The 21,662-nt window shown below is 64.5% G+C and carries 22 protein-coding genes; 16 read left to right on the top strand and 6 right to left on the bottom strand.

What is annotated here, in order from left to right; all coding sequences use genetic code 11:
* Position 1: 1 nt before the first annotated feature.
* The 3 genes from AC6CIE_RS22275 to AC6CIE_RS22265 form a co-directional block, all read right to left on the bottom strand.
* On the bottom strand, positions 2-1,258 hold the full coding sequence (locus tag AC6CIE_RS22275) for a Zn-dependent hydrolase (protein WP_313065577.1): 1,257 nt from the start codon (positions 1,256-1,258) through the stop codon (positions 2-4).
* Positions 1,255-1,995 carry a FadR/GntR family transcriptional regulator gene (locus AC6CIE_RS22270; RefSeq protein WP_498094040.1) on the bottom strand — a complete coding sequence of 247 codons (741 nt, stop codon included), beginning with the start codon at positions 1,993-1,995 and terminating at the stop codon, positions 1,255-1,257. Before AC6CIE_RS22270 ends, AC6CIE_RS22275 begins: the two co-directional genes overlap by 4 nt.
* Before the next feature lie 174 nt (positions 1,996-2,169).
* On the bottom strand, positions 2,170-2,436 hold the full coding sequence (locus AC6CIE_RS22265; RefSeq protein WP_175124017.1) for a hypothetical protein: 267 nt from the start codon (positions 2,434-2,436) through the stop codon (positions 2,170-2,172).
* A gap of 235 nt (positions 2,437-2,671) precedes the next feature.
* Between AC6CIE_RS22265 and hemN the strand changes: the two genes are divergently transcribed.
* Positions 2,672-4,102 (top strand): oxygen-independent coproporphyrinogen III oxidase, encoded by a 1,431-nt coding sequence (gene hemN / locus AC6CIE_RS22260; protein ID WP_498094038.1) that lies wholly within the window; start codon positions 2,672-2,674, stop codon positions 4,100-4,102.
* A 29-nt stretch (positions 4,103-4,131) separates the two neighbouring features.
* Here hemN and AC6CIE_RS22255 read toward each other — a convergent pair whose 3' ends face one another.
* Positions 4,132-4,845: a response regulator gene (locus AC6CIE_RS22255; RefSeq protein ID WP_175124188.1), complete on the bottom strand. Its 714-nt coding sequence runs from the start codon at positions 4,843-4,845 to the stop codon at positions 4,132-4,134.
* 562 nt (positions 4,846-5,407) lie between these two features.
* On the opposite strand from AC6CIE_RS22255, the gene thrS reads away from it, so the two are divergent.
* From thrS to ptsP, 6 genes are all read left to right on the top strand, one after another.
* Positions 5,408-7,360, top strand: coding sequence for a threonine--tRNA ligase (gene thrS / locus AC6CIE_RS22250; protein ID WP_175124019.1), 1,953 nt, complete (start codon positions 5,408-5,410; stop codon positions 7,358-7,360).
* Between the two features lie 20 nt (positions 7,361-7,380).
* Positions 7,381-7,932 carry a translation initiation factor IF-3 gene (infC, locus tag AC6CIE_RS22245; protein WP_076812461.1) on the top strand — a complete coding sequence of 184 codons (552 nt, stop codon included), beginning with the start codon at positions 7,381-7,383 and terminating at the stop codon, positions 7,930-7,932.
* A gap of 166 nt (positions 7,933-8,098) precedes the next feature.
* Complete coding sequence (gene gshB, locus AC6CIE_RS22240) at positions 8,099-9,085, top strand: glutathione synthase (RefSeq protein WP_218343342.1); 987 nt, start codon at positions 8,099-8,101, stop codon at positions 9,083-9,085.
* A gap of 15 nt (positions 9,086-9,100) precedes the next feature.
* Positions 9,101-9,502, top strand: a complete 402-nt coding sequence (locus AC6CIE_RS22235) for a PTS sugar transporter subunit IIA (protein ID WP_056569684.1) — start codon at positions 9,101-9,103, stop codon at positions 9,500-9,502.
* Between the two features lie 108 nt (positions 9,503-9,610).
* Entirely contained in the window at positions 9,611-9,880 is a 270-nt protein-coding gene (locus tag AC6CIE_RS22230) for an HPr family phosphocarrier protein (RefSeq protein ID WP_006387993.1), read from the top strand.
* Entirely contained in the window at positions 9,816-11,717 is a 1,902-nt protein-coding gene (ptsP, locus tag AC6CIE_RS22225; protein WP_414631250.1) for a phosphoenolpyruvate--protein phosphotransferase, read from the top strand. The genes AC6CIE_RS22230 and ptsP overlap by 65 nt, the downstream gene beginning before the upstream one ends.
* 109 nt (positions 11,718-11,826) lie before the next feature.
* Here ptsP and amt read toward each other — a convergent pair whose 3' ends face one another.
* Together amt and AC6CIE_RS22215 are read right to left on the bottom strand one after the other, a co-directional pair.
* Entirely contained in the window at positions 11,827-13,065 is a 1,239-nt protein-coding gene (gene amt, locus AC6CIE_RS22220) for an ammonium transporter (RefSeq protein ID WP_175138547.1), read from the bottom strand.
* Between the two features lie 28 nt (positions 13,066-13,093).
* Positions 13,094-13,432 carry a P-II family nitrogen regulator gene (locus AC6CIE_RS22215; RefSeq protein ID WP_006218735.1) on the bottom strand — a complete coding sequence of 113 codons (339 nt, stop codon included), beginning with the start codon at positions 13,430-13,432 and terminating at the stop codon, positions 13,094-13,096.
* Here AC6CIE_RS22215 and AC6CIE_RS22210 point away from each other — a divergent pair.
* From AC6CIE_RS22210 to AC6CIE_RS22170, 9 genes are all read left to right on the top strand, one after another.
* Entirely contained in the window at positions 13,431-13,598 is a 168-nt protein-coding gene (locus AC6CIE_RS22210; protein WP_175138546.1) for a hypothetical protein, read from the top strand. The genes AC6CIE_RS22215 and AC6CIE_RS22210 overlap by 2 nt on opposite strands.
* Positions 13,599-14,106: 508 nt before the next feature.
* Complete coding sequence (locus AC6CIE_RS22205) at positions 14,107-14,382, top strand: accessory factor UbiK family protein (protein WP_056315890.1); 276 nt, start codon at positions 14,107-14,109, stop codon at positions 14,380-14,382.
* Positions 14,383-14,503: 121 nt separating this feature from the next.
* Positions 14,504-16,234, top strand: a complete 1,731-nt coding sequence (locus AC6CIE_RS22200) for a YifB family Mg chelatase-like AAA ATPase (RefSeq protein WP_498094035.1) — start codon at positions 14,504-14,506, stop codon at positions 16,232-16,234.
* Positions 16,235-16,497: 263 nt separating this feature from the next.
* The gene (rpmI, locus tag AC6CIE_RS22195) at positions 16,498-16,695 is read left to right on the top strand and encodes a 50S ribosomal protein L35 (RefSeq protein ID WP_008159912.1); all 198 of its coding nucleotides are present in this window, start codon (positions 16,498-16,500) and stop codon (positions 16,693-16,695) included.
* Positions 16,696-16,712: 17 nt separating this feature from the next.
* The gene (rplT, locus tag AC6CIE_RS22190; protein WP_006218741.1) at positions 16,713-17,072 is read left to right on the top strand and encodes a 50S ribosomal protein L20; all 360 of its coding nucleotides are present in this window, start codon (positions 16,713-16,715) and stop codon (positions 17,070-17,072) included.
* A 77-nt stretch (positions 17,073-17,149) separates the two neighbouring features.
* Complete coding sequence (gene pheS, locus AC6CIE_RS22185; protein ID WP_175124022.1) at positions 17,150-18,172, top strand: phenylalanine--tRNA ligase subunit alpha; 1,023 nt, start codon at positions 17,150-17,152, stop codon at positions 18,170-18,172.
* Positions 18,173-18,185: 13 nt separating this feature from the next.
* Entirely contained in the window at positions 18,186-20,603 is a 2,418-nt protein-coding gene (pheT, locus tag AC6CIE_RS22180; protein ID WP_286939365.1) for a phenylalanine--tRNA ligase subunit beta, read from the top strand.
* A 2-nt stretch (positions 20,604-20,605) separates the two neighbouring features.
* Entirely contained in the window at positions 20,606-20,944 is a 339-nt protein-coding gene (locus tag AC6CIE_RS22175) for an integration host factor subunit alpha (protein WP_175138543.1), read from the top strand.
* Between the two features lie 58 nt (positions 20,945-21,002).
* Complete coding sequence (locus AC6CIE_RS22170) at positions 21,003-21,437, top strand: MerR family transcriptional regulator (protein ID WP_175138542.1); 435 nt, start codon at positions 21,003-21,005, stop codon at positions 21,435-21,437.
* Positions 21,438-21,662 lie beyond the last annotated feature (225 nt).

The following is a 21,662-nucleotide window of genomic DNA, read 5'->3' as shown; positions in this document are numbered from 1 at the left end:
ATCATTCAGGGCGCTGACTGGCGCCATTGGCCCGCGCCACCATGGCGTCGAGCAAGACGTTGCACCCGGCCTCCAGATGCTCGGGCCGGGCGTCTTCGATTTCGTTGTGGCTGATGCCGTCCTTGCACGGCACGAAGATCATGGCGGTGGGCGCGACGGCGGCCATGTAGACGGCATCGTGTCCGGCGCCGGTGACGATGTTCATCGCGGGCAGACCACGGTTCGCGGCGCCCTTGCGCACCTTGTCGACCAGATCGGGATCGAACGGCGTCGGCGGAAAGTACTGCACATCCTTCACCTCGACACGCACGCCATGCGCGACGGCGATGTCGTCGCAGACGCGCCGCCAATCCTGGTCCATGCGGTCCAGCGTCGCCTCGTCTTCGTGGCGCAGGTCGGTGGTGAAACGCACCTGGCCCGGGATCACGTTGCGCGATCCCGGAAATGCGTGGATCTCGCCCACCGTGCCGCGTCCATGCGGCTGATGGGTGTTGGCGATGTTCACGACCGCTTGGAGCAGGAAGCTCGTGGCAAAAAGCGCGTCGCGGCGGATTGCCATCGGTGTCGGACCGGCGTGCATTTCCATGCCGGTCACCGTGACGTCGTACCAGCGCAGCCCCAGCGACCCCGTCACCACGCCGACGGTCTTTTCCTCGTGCTCAAGGATCGGGCCCTGCTCGATATGCGCCTCGAAATAGGCGTCGACGGGGCGGCCGCCCACGGGATCTGCGCCCGCGTACCCGATGGCGGCAAGCTCGTCGCGCACGCTGATGCCCTGTGCGTCGCGGGCCGACAGCGCAGTTTCCAACGGAAATTTGCCGGCGAATACGCCCGATCCCATCATGACCGGCACAAAGCGCGAGCCTTCCTCGTTGGTCCAGATCGCCACTTCCAGCGGGGCGTCGGTCTGCACGCCCGCGTCGTTCAGGGTGCGGATGACCTCAAGCCCGGCCAGCACGCCATAACAGCCATCGAACTTGCCGCCGGTGGGCTGTGTGTCGATGTGACTGCCCGTCATGACAGGCGGCAGGCTGTCGTCGCGGCCCGCGCGCCGGGCAAAGATGTTGCCCACCTGGTCCACGCGCACCGTCATGCCGGCATCGCGCATCCAGCCGGTCACCAGATCGCGCCCCTGGCCATCGAGCGCGGTTAGCGCCAGGCGGCAGTTGCCGCCCTTGGGCGTCGCGCCGATCTGCGCAAGATCCATCAAGGATTGCCACAGCCGGTTGCCGTTGATGGACAGGGTGGGTGTCGTCATAGATCGCCTCGGGGGTTGGAAACGTCGCCAAAGTCCTCGCGCAATCGCGCCAGGATGCCAAGCAGGTGTGCGTGCATGGCGTGGCGCGCCCGCATGGGGTCGCGCGCTACGATCGCGGTCAGGATGCGCTGATGTTCGGCGTGGGCGACGGCCCACACCTTGGCGTCGACGAAGTAGTCCTGCATCCGGCGGTACACCGAGCTGGACTGGGTCAGGTTCCACAGGTGGCCCACCGCGGCGGCCAGCGCGGCGTTGCCGCAGGCGGCGGCGATCGCGCCGTGGAATTCGCGGTCGTGCCGACCGGGTGACTCCGTCAGCGACATGCCCTCATGGGCTTCCCGGATCGCCGCAAGCTGGGCGGACGTGGCGTGCTGGGCCGCCATGCCGGCGCATTCGGGTTCGATCAGGAGGCGTGCTTCAAGCAGGTCGAACGGCCCGATGTCGTCGGTGCTCTGCGCCGCACTGGCGTTCGGCCCGGCGCCCCACGCCGCGCCGCCGCCTTCCTTGTCCGCCACGAAAACACCGGTGCCGACGCGGACCTCGACGTAGCCCTCGATTTCAAGTGCGATCAGCGCTTCGCGGATTGACGCGCGGCTGACCTGCAATTGTTCGGCCAGGTCCCGCTCTGACGGCAACCGCCGGCCGCGCGGAAAGTCGCCGGCCCGGATGCGTCCCGCGATCTGGTCGGCGATCATGCGATACAGACGAGTGACAGCGACGGCTTGAAAGGTGCTCATCGGGCGGTCTGCGCAAAGGGTTGGCCTGGTGGTCAGGCCACCAATATAGGCACCTCGCCCTTGAAACAAAAGGGGAAACCGCCGCTTTCAGGGAAAACGATGTGAGGGAATCCACTGCTGTTCGTCTGGTGGTCAGGCCAGTTGGAGGTTATTTGGCCTGAGTTCGACGCATGTCTACTGCCCGTCGTCGTCCGGTTCAGGCGTTTGCGTAAACGCCCGAACCAGGCGGGCGATGCCGTCGAGTTCGTCGTGGGCGCCCACCACCCATTCCGGCTTGCCGAACGGGCTGTCGGCCGGCGTGTTGTCCAGATTGGCCTTCAGGTCGCCCAGGAGTTCCAGCGCCATGTCGGTGGCCTGGGGGCTGCTGCGGGTCGACAGGGCGATCGCAATCGCCAGTGCTTGGCGCATGGCCAGCAGGCGGCCTTCCAGTTCGGTTTCCATTGATTGATCCTTGTTTGCTGCGGGAATCTCGCGGCGGGAGTCCGTGGCGGGAATCGGGCTGCGCGATTCTCGGCATGCACGTCTTGCCCGGTGAGTCGCGGCATTTTACGGGGCAGGGCGGCGCAGCAGGATGGCGCTCGCTCGCCGTGGCAAAGCTTGCCCCGCGGCAGACGCGGTGCTCGCCGTTTGCGCAAGATCAAAGTGTCGGGGGGCGGGCAGGCGAATAATCCGGGTTATGCAAGCCGCTCTACGCCCTCAATCTTCGGAATCGCCGGCGCCCGCCACCGCCGAGCCGTTTTTTCCACCCCAACTGCTGGCCCGGTTGGACAAGAACGGGCCGCGATACACCTCGTATCCTACGGCAGACCGTTATCACGGAAGCTTCGGCGAGCAAGACTACCGCCTCGCCCTGCAGCAGCGGCGCGCAACCAGCCCGGCCGAGCCACTGTCGCTCTACGTGCACATTCCGTTCTGTGAATCGGTCTGTTATTACTGCGCCTGTAACAAGGTGGTGACCCGCCACCACGACCGCGCCGCCCGCTATCTGGATGCGCTGTCCAGCGAAATCGCGCTGCATGTGCAGGAACTGGGCCCGGGCGTGCCGGTATCGCAACTGCATTTCGGGGGCGGCACCCCCACGTTCCTGTCCAACGAGGAACTGGCGCGGCTGATGGGCGATCTGCGCGGCGCCTTCCGCTTTGAGCCCGATGCCGAAATTTCCGTCGAAGTCGATCCTCGCACCGCTACCCCCGAGCGCCTGGCCTTCCTGCAGCAACTGGGCTTCAACCGCTTGAGCTTCGGCGTCCAGGATTTCGACGAACGCGTACAGGTCGCGGTGCACCGGGTCCAATCGTACGAAGACGTCGCCGCGCTGATGCATAGCGCGCGGGCTTTGGGCTATGCGTCGGTCAACGTGGACCTTATCTATGGGCTGCCGCTGCAAACCACCGAATCCTTCGCCCGCACCATCGAGCAGGTCATCTCGCTGCGTCCCGACCGCATCGCACTCTATGCCTACGCGCATCTGCCCGAACGTTTCAAGCCGCAGCGCCGCATTCAAGAAGCCGACCTGCCGGACCGCGCCACGCGGGTCGGCCTGCTCAGCTCCGCCATCCAGGGCTTTCTGAAACAGGGCTACACGTATATCGGCATGGACCATTTCGCGTTGAACACCGACGCACTGGCCATTGCCAAGCAACGCGGCGAGCTTCACCGCAATTTCCAGGGTTACAGCACACAGCCGGATCGCGACCTCATCGCGCTGGGCGTGTCGGCCATCGGACGCATCGGCGACACCTACAGCCAGAACGCGAAGATCCTCGACGAATACTACGCGGCCATCGAATCCGGAAGGTTCGCCGTCGAACGCGGCCTGGCCCTTGGCCCCGATGATCTGGTCCGCCGCGAAATCATCATGGACATCATGTGCCAGGGCCGCGTGGACTTCGCCCGCATCGAGGCCAAGCATGGCCTGCAATTCGGCGACTACTTCAGCCGCGAGCTCTCGCAGGTGGCCAGCCTGGCCGAACTGGGCCTGGTGAATCTGCACCTGGGCGAATTGCGGGTCACCGGCCTGGGCTGGTACTTCGTGCGGGCCGTGGCCATGGCCTTCGACAAATACCTGCGATCGGCCATTCCCACCGCCACGTACTCCCGCATCATCTGATCTCTCGCGCGGCCAACCGGCCGCGCGATTCATTCGGCAAACTTGTCGCGCAAGTACAGCGCCAGCGACAAATCATCCGACAGCCCCAGCTTGCGCATGGCGCGGCGCTTGTGGGTGCTGACTGTCTTCTTGCTGCGCACCAGCCTGCGGGCAATCTGCGTCACTGACAGGCCCTGCCTGATGTGGCGCAGCACCTCCACTTCCGACGTCGTTAGCAGCGCATGCGGCGCCGTCGGCTCCATGCTGCAGATCTGTCCGTCTTCGACCGTCAGGAACGGCGTGTTGGCCTCGACCACGCCGCGGATCATGTCCGGCAGCAGGACCAGACCCCATTGTTTTGCCAGGTAACCGGCGGCGCCGGCCCGAAAGGCGGCGTACTCGGTCTCTTGGCGATTGCCAGCCGAAAAGGTGATGACCGCCATGTTGGGGTGATAGCGGCGCACCCGCCGCAGGTAGTTGACGCCATCGAAGGGTTCCAGGGGCAGATAGAAGTCGATCAGCGCGACGTCGCACGGCTGCTTGGCCAGTTTCTCCAGCAAGGAGCGCGCGGAGGTCTCGCGGTGCACCACGTGAAACCCAGGGCGGCTTTCCAGAAAGGCGCCAATGCCCAGCGCGACGACGGGATGGTCGTCCAGGACCGCGACCCGGATCACCGGCGGCGGCCGCGACAGCAGCAGGTGCTTGCGGGCCTCTAAGCCGTCCGCCGGCGCGATAAGCGGGCCGTGAAGCGAGCCGCCGGTCATCTGGCTTGCAGTCTCTGAAACGCGATTCATCGTTGCTCCACGATCGGATGGGGGTCCAGGGCAATCCGCGCGGCCACGACGCGGCGGTCGCTGGCGCATTTCCGTGCGCGGCCCTGAAATTCGTGGGCAGATTACGTGTTCGGCGCGCGTTTGAGTTACCAAACGGGCCAAAATCAGACCGATCCGTCGGCACTAAACATCTCGCTGCGTCCCCGGTGCGCTCACTGCAATCCTCCGTGGCGTTTTCGCCACGGATAGCCCGCAAACGGTGCTACAATCGGCAACGATCCATGCAGCTATTTCAGCTGCATTTGTTTTGCTGCACCTTGATTCGCGCCCCGCAGTGCGCGCACCAACAGGCCCCAACATGTTTTTCCCGCCCGCACGAACTACGACCCGGAACTTTCGCCCCATGTCGCGTTAGTTTTTTCGTGCGTCGGGTTTCACCGTGTCAGGTCAGCGGTAGGACTCATCAAGACAATCAAATGAACGCGGCTACCAAGCCGCGTTTTTCGTTTCTGTTTTCGTTTTTCAGTTCCAAGAACCCCAGGAAGCACTCCCGATGGTACAGATCACATTGCCCGATGGTTCGCAGCGCCAATATCCGGAACCGGTAACGGTTGCCGAAGTGGCGCAATCGATCGGTACGGGCCTGGCGAAGGCTGCCCTGGGCGGCCGCGTGACGTTCGACGGCGCGGAATCCAAGCTCGTCGACACCAGTTTCCGCATCGCAGAAGACGCCCGTCTGGCCATCGTGACGGCCAAGGATGCGGACGGCCTGGATCTGATCCGCCACTCGACCGCCCACCTGCTGGCCTATGCCGTCAAGGAGCTCTTCCCTGATGCCCAGGTCACCATCGGCCCTGTGATCGACAACGGCTTCTACTACGACTTCTCGTACAAGCGCCCCTTCACGCCGGAAGATCTGGCCGCCATCGAAAAGAAGATGGCCGAACTGGCCAAGAAGGACGAAGTCGTCACGCGCGAAGAATGGTCCCGCGACGACGCCGTCGAATTCTTCAAGGGCATCGGCGAAAAGTACAAGGCGGAAATCATCGCCTCGATCCCGTCCAACGAGACGCTGAGCCTGTACCGCGAAGGCGACTTCATCGACCTGTGCCGCGGCCCGCACGTGCCGTCCACGGGCAAGCTCAAGGTCTTCAAGCTGATGAAGGTGGCAGGCGCCTACTGGCGCGGCGACAGCAAGAACGAGATGCTTCAACGCATCTACGGCACCGCCTGGGCAACGAAAGAAGAACAGGAAGCCTACCTGCACATGCTCGAAGAGGCCGAGCGCCGCGACCACCGCAAGATCGGCCGCGAACTCGACCTGTTCCACTTCCAGGACGAGGCCCCGGGCCTGATCTTCTGGCATCCCAAGGGCTGGGCCCTGTGGCAGCAGGTCGAGCAATACATGCGCAGCGTGTACCGCGACAATGGCTACCAGGAAGTCAAGGCGCCGCAGATCCTGGACATTTCGCTCTGGAAAAAGACCGGCCACTGGGACAACTACCGTGAAAACATGTTCACGACCGAGTCCGAAAACCGCGTCTATGGCCTCAAGCCCATGAACTGCCCGGGCCACGTGCAGATCTTCAACGCCGGCCTGCATTCCTACCGCGAACTGCCCCTGCGCTACGGCGAATTCGGCCAATGCCACCGCAACGAGCCCTCCGGTTCGCTGCACGGCATGATGCGCGTGCGCGGCTTCACGCAGGACGACGGCCACATTTTCTGTACCGAAGACCAGCTTCAGGACGAATGCGCCGATTTCACGGCGCTCTTGCAAAAGGTCTATCGCGACTTCGGCTTTACGGAAGTCCTGTACAAGGTCGCCACGCGTCCTGAAAAGCGGATCGGCACGGACGAAGTCTGGGATACGGCCGAAGCCGCCCTGATGGAAAGCCTGCGCCGCACGGGTTGCGAATTCGAAATCTCGCCGGGCGAGGGCGCCTTCTACGGTCCGAAGGTCGAGTACACGCTCAAGGACGCCATCGGCCGTCACTGGCAGTGCGGCACGATCCAGGTCGATTTCTCCATGCCCGTGCGCCTGGGCGCCGAGTACGTGGACCAGAACGACCAGCGCCGCCCGCCGGTCATGCTGCACCGCGCGATCCTCGGTTCGCTCGAGCGCTTCATCGGCATGTTGATCGAAAACCACGCCGGCGCCATGCCGCCTTGGCTGGCGCCGGTGCAAGCAGTTGTATGCTGCATTTCCGAACCTTCGGCCGATTATGCTGCCGAAATCACGCAAAGCCTGAAAAAACAAGGCTTTAGAGTAGAGTCCGATTTGCGCGGTGAAAAAATCACTCGTAAAATTCGGGAACACAGCCTGCAAAAGGTGCCGTACATTCTTGTCGTCGGCGACAAGGAAAAGCAAAACGGCACTGTCGCGGTACGTGGATTGGGCGGCCTGGACCTTGGCGCCATCCCGTTCAACGACTTTGTGTCCCGGTTGTCCGAAGACGTCGCCACCCGTCGCGACGTCAATCAACCCGATAGCAGCGCTGCTTAACATTTCTAGGAGCTTTCAACATCGCCACTGAAAAAGCCAATCGCATCAACGGTGAAATCCGCGTCCCCGAGGTGCGCCTGATAGGTCTGGACGGAGAACAGCTGGGCATCGTCAAGATTGCCGACGCGTTCCGTCTTTCCGAGCAAAACGACGTGGATCTGGTGGAAATCGCGCCGAACGCCGAGCCGCCGGTCTGCCGTCTGATGGACTACGGCAAGTTCAAGTACCAAGAGCAAAAGCGCCAAGCCGAAGCCCGCTCCAAGCAGAAGGTCATCCAGGTCAAGGAAGTCAAATTCCGTCCGGCGACCGACGAGGGCGACTATCAGGTCAAGCTGCGCAACCTGCGCCGCTTCCTCGAAGAGGGCGACAAGGCCAAGGTGACGTTGCGTTTCCGTGGCCGCGAAATGGCTCACCAGGAACTTGGCATGCGCGTTCTCGAGCGCGTGCGCGACGACCTCCTGGAGCTTGCCCAGGTCGAAGCCATGCCCAAGCTCGAAGGCCGTCAGATGGTCATGGTGCTGGCGCCGAAGAAAAAGGCTGTGCCCGCAGGCAAGCCCGAATCGGCAGCCTGAGCGCCCGCCGTATCCGGTTCAGGCAAGGCCTAGCCTTGCATTCCTGCAACCCGCCGTGTCCGTCTCGTGACCGGCGGGTTCGCTTATTGGCCGGCTCTACGCTACGATGTCACAAAGCATAGCCGCCTTCCCAGCAGGGGAGGCGGCGTCCGTTCAGGGTGTCGCGATGCACGTTTTGTTCGTTTTGGATCCCTTGCCGCTGCTCAAGGCGTACAAGGATAGTTCGGTCGCCATGATGCGTGCCCTCGTGGCGCGCGGGCACACGCTCAGCGTGGCCATGCAGGGCGACCTCTACATCGAGGCGGGCGTCGTCAAGGCGCAGACCACCCCGATCGAGCTGGTCGCCGATGCCGACCTGCACGGCCACGACTGGTGGCGCGAATCCGCCTCCCAGGATCTGCCACTGGCGGATTTTGGCGCGGTCGTGATGCGCAAGGACCCCCCGTTCGACATGGAATACGTGTATTCCACGCACCTGCTCGAATACGCCGAGGCGCAGGGCGCCTGCGTGTTCAACGGCGGCGCGGCCATCCGGAACCACCCGGAAAAGCTGGCGATCACCGAAATCAGCGAGTTCACCGCGCCCACGCTGGTCACTCGCAACATGGCCCGTCTCAAGGCGTTCCATGACAAGCACCAGGACGTCATCGTCAAGCCGCTGGACGGCATGGGCGGCACGGGCGTGTTCCGCCTGCAGCCCAAGGATCCCAACCTGAACGCCATCCTGGAAACGCTCACCGACAACGGCGCGCGCACCATCATGGCGCAGCGTTTCATCCCTGACATCGTCAAGGGCGACAAGCGCATTCTGCTGATCGGCGGCGAACCCGTGCCGTATTCCCTGGCCCGCATCCCCCTGGCCGGCGAAACGCGCGGCAACCTGGCCGCCGGCGGCCGTGGCGTCGCGCAGGAACTGTCTGCCCGTGACCGCGAAATCGCCGAAGCCGTGGCGCCCAAGCTGGCCGCCCGCGGTCTGCTGCTGGTCGGCCTGGACGTCATTGGCGACTTCGTTACCGAAGTCAACGTCACCAGCCCCACCTGTTTCGTGGAAATCGCCGAACAGACCGGCTTCGACGTGGCGGGCATGTTCGTCCAGGCGCTCGAAAAGGCCGTGGCGGCCAAGGCTGCCAGCGCCGCCTCCGTCGCTGCCTGATTTTTCGGAACCGACATGACCACGGGTATTGTGATCGTCGTGCACGCGCCTCTGGGCGCGGCAATGCGCGAATGCGCGAGCCACGTCATGGGCGATCTGGACGGCATGCTGGCAATTCATGACATCCTGCCCGAAGACCTGCCGGATGACCTGGCGCCGGATGTCCTGAAAGACATCCTCGAGCAGGACCACGGCGCGGGCGTCCTGGTGCTGACCGACCTGATCGGCGCCACGCCCGCCAACATCTCCAAGCGCGCGGTCGCCGATGCGCAGGCACAGGGCATCCAGTGCTGTGTGCTCGCGGGTCTCAACACGCCGATGCTGCTGCGCGCGTTGACCTACCGCAACCTGCCGCTGGCCGAAACCCGCGAAAAGGCGCTTGCCGGCGGGGTGCAGGGCGTCTTGCGGGTAGACTGACGGGCGGAAAATTGCCCTATTATGTCGGCTATTATTTCAAGCCGACGATCGGTACGACGATTGGCTGCGATCAACACTGCGGCATAGCCCGCGGTCACCACCTTTCCTATGCCTAATACTGACATTGTCATCAGCAACAAACTGGGATTGCACGCCAGGGCCGCCGCCAAGCTGACGCAGCTGGCCAGCAAGTTTTCCAGCGAGATCTTCATTTCGCGCGGTGCGCAACGCGTGAACGCCAAGAGCATCATGGGCGTCATGATGCTGGCAGCCGGACTGGGCGTCACCGTCAAGCTGGAGGCCTCCGGCAGCGATGCCGAGCAAGCGCTTTCCGAAATCGAAACTCTGTTCGACAGCAAATTCGGTGAGCAGGAATAGACCCTCTCCTGAAGCAACCGGCCCGGCTCGGGCCGGTTCGCCCGTAGCGGCAACCGGCGTGCCCACGACCGGCGCGCCCGCGACCAGCGCACCCCAAGGGGCTGGTTCTGCCGGCCCCGTTGTGTGTCTCTACGGCAAGGGTGTCGCCAAGGGCTACGCCATCGGCCGCGCCGTCGTCATGGGGGCAGCGGCCCTTGAAGTCGCGCACTACCGGATTTCGCCGGAAGACGTACCCGCGGAAAGCGCCCGCCTGACCGAGGCCCTGGCGTCAGCCCAGCAGGAACTGCTGCAACTGGCCGACACGCTGCCGGCCGACGCGCCGCGCGAGCTGGGCGCGATGCTCAACGTACACAGTCTGCTACTAGGCGATCCGCTCCTGGCCGAACAGACGCTCGCCCTGATCGCCGAGCGCCATTACAACGCCGAATGGGCGCTGACGACGCAGGGCCAGATTCTGGGCCAGCAGTTCGACGCCATGGAAGACGAATACCTGCGCGAGCGCGGGGCGGATGTGCGCCAGGTGATCGAGCGCGTGCTGCACGTGCTGGCCGGCACGTCGGCGATCCTGCCCGACATGTCCCACATGGGCGGCGATGACGCCCTCGTCGTGGTGGCGCACGATATCTCGCCCGCCGATATGCTGCGCTTGCGCGGCGGACGTTTTGCCGCCTTTGTCACCGACCTGGGCGGACCGACCTCGCACACCGCGATCGTGGCGCGCAGTATGGGCGTGCCCGCGGTGGTGGCAATGGGCAATGTGCGCGAACTGGTCCGCGACGGCGACATGCTGATCATCGACGGCTCGGTTGGCGTCGTGGTGGTCAATCCGTCCGAACGCATCCTCCAGGAATACCGCCGCCGCCAGGCCGCCTACGCCGACGAGCGCGCCGAACTCAGCCTCCTGCGCGACGAACCGTCCGTCACCCTGGATGGCATCGACATCGTGCTGCACGCCAATATCGAGCTGCCGGACGAGGCCGCGCTGGCGCTGGCTTCCGGCGCGCACGGCATCGGACTCTTCCGCAGCGAATTCCTCTTCATGGGCCGGCCCGATCTGCCCGGCGAAGAAGAGCAGTACGAGGCCTATGCTTCGGTCGTCAAGGTGATGGCCGGCCGTCCGGTCACGATCCGCACGCTGGACATCGGCTCTGACAAGACGCTGGACGGCGAGGCCACCGTGGCCACCAATCCCGCCCTGGGGCAGCGTGCTATCCGCTACTGCCTGGCGCGCCCCGAGATGTTCGCGACTCAGTTGCGGGCCATCCTGAGGGCCTCCGCCCACGGACCGGTGCGCTTGCTGATCCCGATGATCGCGCATATGCACGAGGTCGTCGCGACCAAGGCCGCCATCGAGGCCGCCCGGCGCGAACTCGATGCCCGAGGCCAGGCCTACGCGCCGCACATGGAAGTGGGTGCGATGGTTGAAGTTCCCGCCATTGCCATCGCCATCGAACCCTTTGCCCAGGCGCTGGACTTCCTGTCCATCGGCACCAACGACCTGATCCAGTACACGCTTGCCATCGACCGCGGCGACCACGACGTGGCGTCGCTTTACGATCCGCTGCACCCGGCGGTGCTGCGCCTGGTCGCCAACACCATCAATGCCGGCGAGCGCGCGGGCAAGCCGGTGGCCGTCTGCGGTGAAATGGCAGGCGATTCGCGCATGACCCGCCTGCTGCTCGGGCTGGGTCTGACCGAATTCTCCATGCACCCGCAGCAGCTGCTGGACGTCAAGCGAGAGGTCCGCCGGGCGCACTCCAATGCGCTTCGCATCAAGGTGGCGTCTGCGCTGAACCGCGCCTTGCCCGTCGACCTGGACGCGCTCGGCCCGGTCTGATCTGACACCGTCCCAAGCAAACTGGCAAAAAAAGAGCCCTTCATGATGAAGGGCTCTTTCATTTTCCGATCTGCCCCGCCGCGGGTCGCGGCGGGAGCGTCGAAGCAGCTTAGCTGTGATACGCGGATTCGCCGTGGCTGGTGACGTCCAGGCCTTCGCGCTCCTGGTCTTCCGGCACACGCAGGCCGCACAGGGCATTGGCGATCTTGTAGGCAATCCATGCCACCACGCCGGACCAGACGATGGTCAGCAGCACGCCTTCCAGCTGGACCCACAGTTGGTGAGCAATCATGGAGGGCTCGGCCAGGCCGGGGCCGCCGAAGACCTGCGCATTGAACACGCCGGTGAGCAGGGCGCCCACAATGCCGCCCACGCCGTGGATGCCGAACACGTCCAGCGCATCGTCGGCGCGCAGCATGCGCTTCAGGCCGTTCACGCCCCAGACGCAGACCACGCCGGCAACCACGCCGATGATCAGGGCGCCCACCGGACCGACCAGGCCCGCGGCGGGGGTGATGCCGACCAGGCCGGCGATGGCGCCCGAAGCGGCGCCCAGCATCGAGGGCTTGCCCTTGATGGCCCATTCCGTGAACAACCAGGCCAGGACGGCGCCTGCCGTGGCGATCATGGTGTTGAAGAAGGCCAGCGTGGCGTTCTCGTTGGCGGCCAGGGCCGAACCCGCGTTGAAGCCGAACCAGCCCACCCACAGCAGGGCGGCGCCCACGAAGGTCATCGGCAGATTGTGCGGCTGCATGGCTTCACGGCCATAGCCCACGCGCTTGCCAACCACATAGGCGCCCACCAGACCGGCCACGCCGGCGTTGATGTGCACCACGGTGCCGCCGGCAAAGTCCAGCGCGCCTTGCGCGTTCAAGAGGCCGGGCGCCGTTTCCGAGGCGAACCACACCATGTGCGCGATGGGGATATAGGCGAACGTGAACCAGATCACCGTGAACACCAACACGGCCGAAAACCGGGCGCGTTCGGCAAAGCTGCCGACCACCAGGGCGCAGGTGATGCCAGCGAACGTGGCCTGGAACGAGGCAAACAGCAGCTCGGTCAGGGAGTTCGACATGGCGTACGTGCCGTCTGCGGGATTGAACATGCCAGAGAAGAAAGCGCGCGAGAGGCCGCCGAAGAAGGCATTGCCCTCGGTGAACGCCAGGGAATATCCATAGATGAACCAGAGAACCAGGCCCAGCACGAACGTGCACAACACTTGCAGCAAGACGGACAGCACGTTTTTGCTGCGCACCAGGCCGGCGTAGAACATGGCCAGGCCGGGTACGGCCATCATCAATACAAGCAGGGTAGAGACGAGCAACCAGGAAATATCTGCTTTATCCATTTTCAGGCTCCATTGAGTCTTTATTTATTTACAGCGCAGCTTCGCCGGCTTCGCCAGTTCTGATACGGATGACTTGTTCAAGGGGGGCGGCAAAAATCTTGCCGTCGCCGATCTTGCCGGTGCGGGCGGCTTGTTCGATCGCTTCGATGACCTGGTCCACAAGGTGGTCGGGCACGGCGGCCTCGACGCGCAGCTTGGGCAGGAAGTCAACGGCGTATTCCGCGCCACGATAAAGTTCGGTGTGGCCTTTCTGGCGGCCAAAGCCTTTGACTTCGGTGACGGTCAGGCCCTGGACCCCGATTCCGGATAGAGCCACCCGCACTTCGTCGAGCTTGAAGGGCTTGATGATGGCGATGATGAGTTTCATGGCATTTCCTCTCTTGGTTGCACGCTCCGTGGTTAAAGCAATATCCATGCCATGTTGGCCAGCGCTGGCGATGCCCGGGAACGGCGCAAAAGTTGTGCAAAACGGCACCGTTGTGGTGCGCGATGCACCGCAGGCCGGCCTCAATTTGGTGCGCAACAACGCGTAGCAGTCACATGCAACCACATGTGATCCGCAAGAGGGATTTGTAGCCATTTAATGCGAGCGATTGGGGTGCGGATGTGTGCCGACCCTTGTGCGTAGTCGCGTCAACAAAGCGTGTCGTCCGGCGCTCAGCCTTGCGGGCTGCGGTTCTTTGCCCACCGACGGCCCTTCAACTCCAGCTGGAATTCGTTTGGACCCGTCCAAATTGGGGCGCGAGCGTGATACGAGGGTTTACACGGGTCGGCTTGTTGACCGGTGTGGGCTCGAGTTGAATCGGATTCAGGACGTGCATCCGCCATATGGACGATGCACGGCGCGGTCGAACAGACCGGCGGCAAGGTTAGTGGTGTTGGTAGGGGGTTGCCGTCAGGCAGCCCGGTTTTCTCCTGTGCTTTGAAGGGCGGTCACCGCATGCGGCCCGCCCTTTTTTTTGCGGCGGCGCAACCGGCCCCGCCTGAAACAATCTGGCCGACGCACTACACTTGAGCCATCAAGAACATCGAGAGGCCCATATGAACAATCGCACCCAGTGGATGGAAGACCTTCAGAAGAACATTTCCGACCTGATCGCGCGCAGCCCCGCGGCGGACGTCGAGCGCAACGTGCGCGCCATGATGACGCAGGCGTTTTCCAAGCTGGATCTGGTCACCCGCGAAGAGTTCGACGTGCAGGCCGACTTGCTTGCCCGCACGCGCGCCCGGGTCGATCAGCTGGCCGCCCAGGTGCAGCAGATGGAACAGCGCCTGACGGGTCTGGACAAGGGTCCGGCGACGGGCCTGGACAAGTAAGCAAGCAAGCGCCGCGCACCCGCCACGTGCGGGTCCAGCGCGAGATCGTTTTGTCACGGCCGCTCTCCGCGGCCGTTTGTTTTTGCGGATACTGGCGTCCCGAACTCATCCGGAGACCCCCGTGACGCTTGCCGTACTCGCCAGCAGGGCCCTCAGCGGCATGCACGCCCATGCGGTCCGCGTCGAAACACACCTCGGGCCCGGTTTGCCGGGATTCAACGTGGTCGGGCTGGTTGATACCGAGGTCCGGGAAAGCCGCGAGCGGGTCAGGGCCGCCATCATCAACAGCGGCTTCGAGTTTCCGGCGGGGCGCATCACCGTCAATCTGTCGCCGGCAGACATGCCCAAGGAGTCCGGCCGCTTCGATCTGCCGATCGCGCTGGGCGTGCTGCTCGCCTCCGGTCAGTTGGCCGCGCCTGCGCAAGATGGCGCGCAGGCGGGCCGGCAGCGGGGCGGACGTTCCGGTGGGGATTCGGGTGAACAGTCCGTAGACCGCTGCGCGGGCCGCTCCGGCGAACTTCCTGGCGAACGTCCCGGTGAGCATCCCGGCAAAGATCCCGACGGCACTTTCAACGAACCTGCCGGCGACAGCCTCGGCGCACATGCCGCGGGACTTGCGGGCGAGCGTCGCGCAGATCAGCCTCGTGCGCCCGATCCCGCGCTCTCCCGCCTGGTGCTCGCCGGCGAACTGTCCCTCACCGGCGCGCTCGTGCCGGTCGCCGCGCCGCTTGTGATCGCCTTGAGCGTCGCCCGCGACGCGCCCGATGCCACGCTGATCCTGCCGGCTGGAAGCGCCGAGCAGGCCGCCTGGGTCCCGGGGCTGCGCGTCCTTTCAGCGCGTTGCCTGGCAGACGTGGCGGCCCATGCGGCGGGCGCGTCGCTGCTGCCCGATGCCGTGCCCGCACCGTGGCCGCCCGCTACGCCCATCCCCTGCCTGTCCGACGTGCGCGGCCAGCCCGGCGCCCGGCGTGCGCTGGAAGTCGCGGCGGCAGGCGGGCACAGCCTGCTGATGCTGGGGCCGCCTGGCGCGGGCAAGAGCATGCTGGCCGCGCGCCTGCCGGGCCTGCTGCCGCCGCTCGAGCGGAGCCAGGCGTTGGAAGCGGCGGCCGTGGCGGCAATGGCCGGCATGCCCGACGCGCTGACCGGCCAGCCGCCTTTCCGGGCGCCGCATCATTCGGCGTCGGTGGCGGCGCTAGTGGGTGGGGGCGGGCGGCCGCGTCCCGGCGAAATCAGCCTGGCGCATCACGGCGTCCTCTTCCTGGACGAACTGCCCGAGTTCAGCCGCCGCTCGCTCGAGGCGCTGCGAGAGCCCCTGGAAGCGGGTAGGGTGGTCATCTCCCGGGCGCTGCACGCGGCGCAGTTTCCCGCGCGTTTTCAGCTCGTCGCGGCAATGAATCCGTGTCCTTGCGGCTGGCGGGGCCATCCGGCGCGCGCGTGCACCTGCACGCCGGATCAGGTGGCGCGCTACGCGGGCAAAATCTCGGGGCCGCTGCTTGACCGGATCGACCTCCATGTTGCCCTTCCTCCCTCCGATCCCGCCTGGATGACCGCGCCGCCGGGCGAAGCGTCTCAGGCTGTCCGGGGGCGCGTCGTCCGTTGCCGCGAGCGTCAGCTTGCCCGGCAGGGCAAGATCAACGCCGCGCTGGCCGGGGCCGAGCTGGACGAGTTTTGCGTCATGGACGCCGACGCGCAGGCGCTGTTGCATCAAGCCATGCGGCGCCTGACTGGCTCCGCCCGGGCCATGCACCGGGCGCTCCGTGTGGCCCGCACGATCGCGGACCTGGACGGCCAGGCCGTGCTCGCGGCCAGTCACGTCGCCCAGGCGGTGCAGTACCGGCGAACAGCCGTATGATCCCGGCCTCCTGTCCCCGTTGTTCGCGGAGCACTCTCCGACTCGACAAAGTCCAGGAAATCACCATATAATCAAAGGCTTTTCCGGATGTGGGTAGCTATTTGTCCGCCTTCGGGAAAGATCCGCGAATCAACGTTGCAGTTCAAAAATCGTTGGTTGCGACCCCCAGAAGTGGCAACAGGTCTACAAGTTTTGGCGTCTTTGGCGTCAAGCACCTGGCGTCATGTAAATCAACAATGCGTGTTTTAGTTTAGGGAATCATCATGCCCAAGATGAAAACCAAGAAAAGCGCTTCCAAGCGCTTTAAGGTGCGCGGCAGCGGCTCCATCAAGCGTGGTCAGGCGTTCAAGCGTCACATCCTGACCAAGAAGACCACCAAGGCCAAGCGTCAACTGCGCGGCTCTGCAGCGGTTCATGACTCCAACGTGGCCTCCGTCAAGGCCATGATGCCTTTCGCTTGATCTAAGGGAGATCTACTATGCCTCGCGTCAAACGCGGCGTAACTGCCCGCGCACGTCACAAGAAAGTCATTGCCGCCGCCAAGGGTTACCGTGGCCGCCGCGGTAATGTGTTCCGTATTGCCAAGCAAGCAGTCATGCGCGCTGGCCAATACGCCTACCGCGACCGTCGTAACAAGAAGCGCACGTTCCGCGCTCTGTGGATCACGCGTATCAACGCGGCCGTCCGCGAGCATGGCGTCAGCTACAGCGTGTTCATCGCTGGCCTGAAGAAGGCTTCGATCGAACTCGACCGTAAGGTCCTGGCCGATCTGGCCGTGCGCGACAAGGCCGGCTTTGCCGCCATCGTGCAGCAAGCCAAGGCTGCCTTGGCTGCCTGATCGCGCGCTTTAACTCATCGCGCATCGCTGCAAACGGGGCTGTAATAGCCCCGTTTGCGTTTTGAAGGCTGGATTTCATGACTCGATTGGTTGACGACCTGGTAGACCAGGCGCAAGAACGGTTCGCCGCGGCCTCGGACGCCGCCGCACTTGAGAACGCAAAAGCTCGCTTCCTGGGCAAGGAAGGCGCCTTGACGGTGCTGCTCAAAGGCCTGGGCAAGCTCGATCCCGAGCAGAAGCGAGAAGCGGGCGCGCGAATCAACCAGGCCAAGCAGAAGATCGAAGAGCTTCTGAACTCGCGCCGCGCCGAACTGGCGCAGGCGGAGCTGGATGCCCGTCTGGCATCCGAAACCATTGACGTCACCCTGCCGGGCCGCGGTCGCGCGCCGGGCGGCATCCATCCGGTGATCCGGACCTGGGAACGTGTGGAAGAGATCTTCCGCTCCATTGGCTTCGACGTGGCCGACGGCCCCGAAGTGGAAAACGACTGGACCAATTTCACCGCTTTGAACAACCCGCTGGACCATCCGGCGCGTTCCATGCAGGACACGTTCTACGTCGACATGAACGACGCGGACGGCCTGCCGCTGCTGCTGCGCACGCACACCAGCCCCATGCAGGTGCGTTACGCCCGCATGAACAAGCCGCCCATCAAGGTCATCGCGCCGGGGCGCACCTACCGCGTCGACAGCGACGCCACGCACTCGCCCATGTTCCACCAGGTGGAAGGGCTCTGGATCGCCGAGGACATCTCGTTTGCCGACCTGAAGGGCGTGTACACCGATTTCCTGCGTTGCTTCTTTGAAAGCGACGATCTGGTCGTGCGTTTCCGTCCGTCGTTCTTCCCGTTCACGGAACCGTCCGCCGAGATCGACATGATGTTCACCTCGGGTCCCAACCGCGGCCGCTGGCTCGAAATCTCCGGATCCGGCCAGGTGCATCCGCAGGTGGTGCGCAACTTCGGGCTGGATCCCGAGCGCTACATCGGCTTTGCCTTCGGCTCCGGGCTCGAGCGCCTGACCATGTTGCGCTACGGCGTCAACGATCTGCGCCAGTTCTACGAAGGCGATTTGCGCTTCCTGCGCCAGTTCAACGAATAACAGACGGCTGATCATGCAATTTCCCGAATCCTGGCTGCGTACGCTGGTCAATCCTCCGATCGCAACCGATGAACTCGCGCACCGGCTCACGATGGCCGGCCTGGAAGTCGAAGAAACCGAGCCCGCTGCACCGGCATTCACCGGCGTGGTCGTCGCACACATTGTCGAGATCGCGCCGCACCCTGACGCCGACAAGCTGCGCGTCTGCCAGGTCGACGACGGCTCCGGTGAACGCCTGCAAATCGTCTGCGGCGCACCCAACGCTGCTGCCGGCCTGAAAGTGCCGCTCGCCCGCGTGGGCGCAGAACTGCCCGGCGGCATGAAGATCGGCGTCGCCAAGATGCGCGGCGTGCAGTCTTCCGGCATGCTTTGCTCGGCCCGCGAACTGGGTCTGTCGCAAGACCATGCGGGGCTCCTCGAGCTGCCCGCCGACATGGTCCCCGGCCAGTCCATCCGTGAAGCGCTGGACCTGGACGACACGCTGTTCACGCTCAAGCTGACGCCCAACCGCGCCGACTGCCTGTCGATCCTGGGCGTGGCGCGTGAAGTGGCCGCGTTGACCGGCGCGCCGCTGTCGGTGCCCACCGCGGCCGCCGTGCCCGTCACGCTCGACGAGCGCCTGCCCGTCAAGATCGAGGCGCCCGACCTCTGCGGCCGTTTCGGCGGCCGCGTCATCCGCGGCGTGAACGCCCGCGCGGCGACGCCCGAATGGATGAAGACGCGCCTCGAGCGCGCCGGCCAACGCTCGCTGTCCGCGTTGGTCGACATCTCCAACTACGTCATGCTCGAACTGGGCCGTCCGTCGCACGTCTTCGATCTGGATAAGATCGGCGGCGACATCGCCGTGCGCTGGGCGCGTGAAGGCGAAACGCTGGAACTGCTGAACGGCCAGACCGTGACGCTGGACCCGAAGGTTGGTGTGGTCGTCGCTGGCGAGCAGGTCGAAAGCCTGGCCGGCATCATGGGTGGCGAAGCTACCTCGGTGACGCTGGACACGCAGAACATCTATCTCGAAGCCGCGTTCTGGTGGCCGCAAGCCATTGCCGGCCGCGCGCGCCGCTTCAAGTTCAGCTCCGAAGCCAGCCACCGCTTCGAACGCGGCGTCGACTACGCCAGCATTCCCGAGCACATTGAATTCATCACCCGCCTCATCGTCGACATCTGCGGCGGTCAGGTCGGCCCCATCGACGACCAGATCGTCAATCTGCCCCAGCGTCCGCCGGTGCGCATGCGCCTGGCGCGCTGCCATCGCGTGCTGGGCGTGCCGGTCACACGCGAGCAGGTCGCCACGATCTTCGGCAGCCTGGGCCTGGACTACTCGGTCGAAGGCGACGACTTCATCGTCAACCCGCCGTCGTTCCGTTTCGATCTGGAAATCGAAGAAGACCTGATCGAGGAAGTGGCTCGCATCTACGGCTTCGAAAGCATTCCCGACGTGCCGCCGATGGCGCGCGCCAAGATGTTTTCGCAGCCCGAAGTGCGCCGCGGCGCGCATGCGCTGCGCCGTCTGACGGCTGCCCAGGACTACCAGGAAGTCGTGAACTACAGCTTCGTCGAAGCCGACTGGGAACGCGATTTCGCGGGCAACGACAACCCCGTGCGCCTTGTGAATCCGATCGCCAGCCATCTGTCGGTCATGCGTTCCAGCCTGATCGGCGGTCTGGTCGCCAACATCCGTCACAACGCCAACCGCAAGCAGTCGCGCGTGCGCCTGTTCGAACTGGGCCGCGTGTTTTTCCGCGATGCCTCGGCCGAAGACGGTCCGCTGCAAGTGGCCGGCGTGCGCCAGCCCATGAAGCTCGCGGGCGCCGCATGGGGCCCGGCGGTGGAAGAGCAGTGGGGCGTGCCCACGCGCCACGTCGATTTCTTCGACGTGAAGATGGACGTCGAGTCGCTGTTCGGCGCCCGCGGCCGCCGCCTGCGTTTCGAGGCAGCGGCGCATCCCGCCCTGCATCCCGGCCGTGGCGCGCGCGTCATGCTGGACGGCAAGCAGGTCGGCTGGATCGGCGAACTGCATCCGCGCTGGGCGCAGCAGGCCGACCTGGCGCATGCGCCGGTGGTGTTTGAACTGGACGTGGACGCATTGTCCGAAGGCGAATTGCCGCAGGTGCGCGAGCTCTCGCGTCAGCCCGTCGTCGTGCGCGACCTGGCGCTGTGGGTCGATGAGGACGTGACCGTACAGTCCATGCTCGACACCGTTGCCGCTGCCGTCAAGGCCGACGCGCAACTGGCCGTAGTGCAGGATGCGCGCGTGTTCGACGTGTGGCGTGACAAGGCGCAAGGCAGCGAACCCGTCGCCGAGAAAAGCCTTGCGTTCCGTTTCTGGCTACAGGACACTGAGGTCACTTTGGACGAAGCCCGCGTGGCGGATTGCCTTGCGCGCATCAAGGAAGCCCTGGTTGCCGCGCACGGCGCGCGCCAACGTGGCTGAACATGGGGATCAGTATGCTTGCCGAGCAACGCACCCTCACCAAGGCCGAGCTGGCCGAACTGCTCTTCGAGCGGGTCGGCCTGAACAAGCGCGAAGCCAAGGACATCGTCGATACGTTCTTCGAGGAAATCCGCGACGCCTTGGCGCGCGGTGATTCCGTCAAGCTCTCGGGTTTCGGCAACTTCCAGGTGCGCGACAAACCGCCGCGCCCTGGTCGCAACCCCAAGACCGGAGAAACCATTCCCATCGCGGCGCGGCGCGTGGTCACGTTCCACGCCAGCCAGAAACTCAAGAGCGTGGTGGAGCAGGCCGTTCCCGCAGCACCGGAGGCCGCGGAGTGATACGCTTTGTCGGTAATTGTTATCGGCGCCCCACGCATCGCGCGCATAAAATCCGCTTATGACACGTACTGAATCCACCGTTACCCTACCGCCCATTCCCGCCAAGCGTTACTTCACCATCGGCGAAGTCAGCGACCTGTGTGGCGTCAAGCCTCATGTCTTGCGGTACTGGGAACAGGAATTCACGCAGCTCAAGCCCGTGAAGCGCCGCGGCAACCGCCGCTACTACCAGCATCACGAAGTGCTGCTCATCCGCCGCATCCGTTCGTTGCTCTACGAACAAGGCTTCACCATCAGCGGCGCGCGCAATCGCTTGGGCGACGCGCGCGACGTGCCGCACGATCAAGACGCCGCCGTGCGCCTGTCGGGCACCGAGATGCAGTCGTTGCGCAATGAACTCGGCAACGTGTCCGCGATGCTCGCCGAAGCATTGGGCACCGCAGCCACTGCGCCCGCTGCCAGCAGCACGACGCACACGGCGCCTGCCGCCTGAGCCGCTGTCACCGCGGTTCTTCGCTTGAAATCCAAAGCTTGATATCAGTACCCGCAGCGCGCGATGGCCTTCATGGCCGCGCGCTCTGCACAACGTAGTGCCTTGCGCTTTGTGCGCGTCGGCTCATCACACGCAGTCTTGTGAAGGGCGCACGCAAAGCGCAAAAATTTTTTCGAGTATTCAGCACTTTTTTTGCACCAATGCGTGCAAACATTTTTTAGTTCT

The sequence above is a fragment of the Achromobacter sp. GQ309 genome, assembly GCF_059759315.1.
The sequence above is the reverse complement of the archived record's forward strand: the minus strand, read 5'-3'. Positions and strand labels throughout refer to the sequence as shown.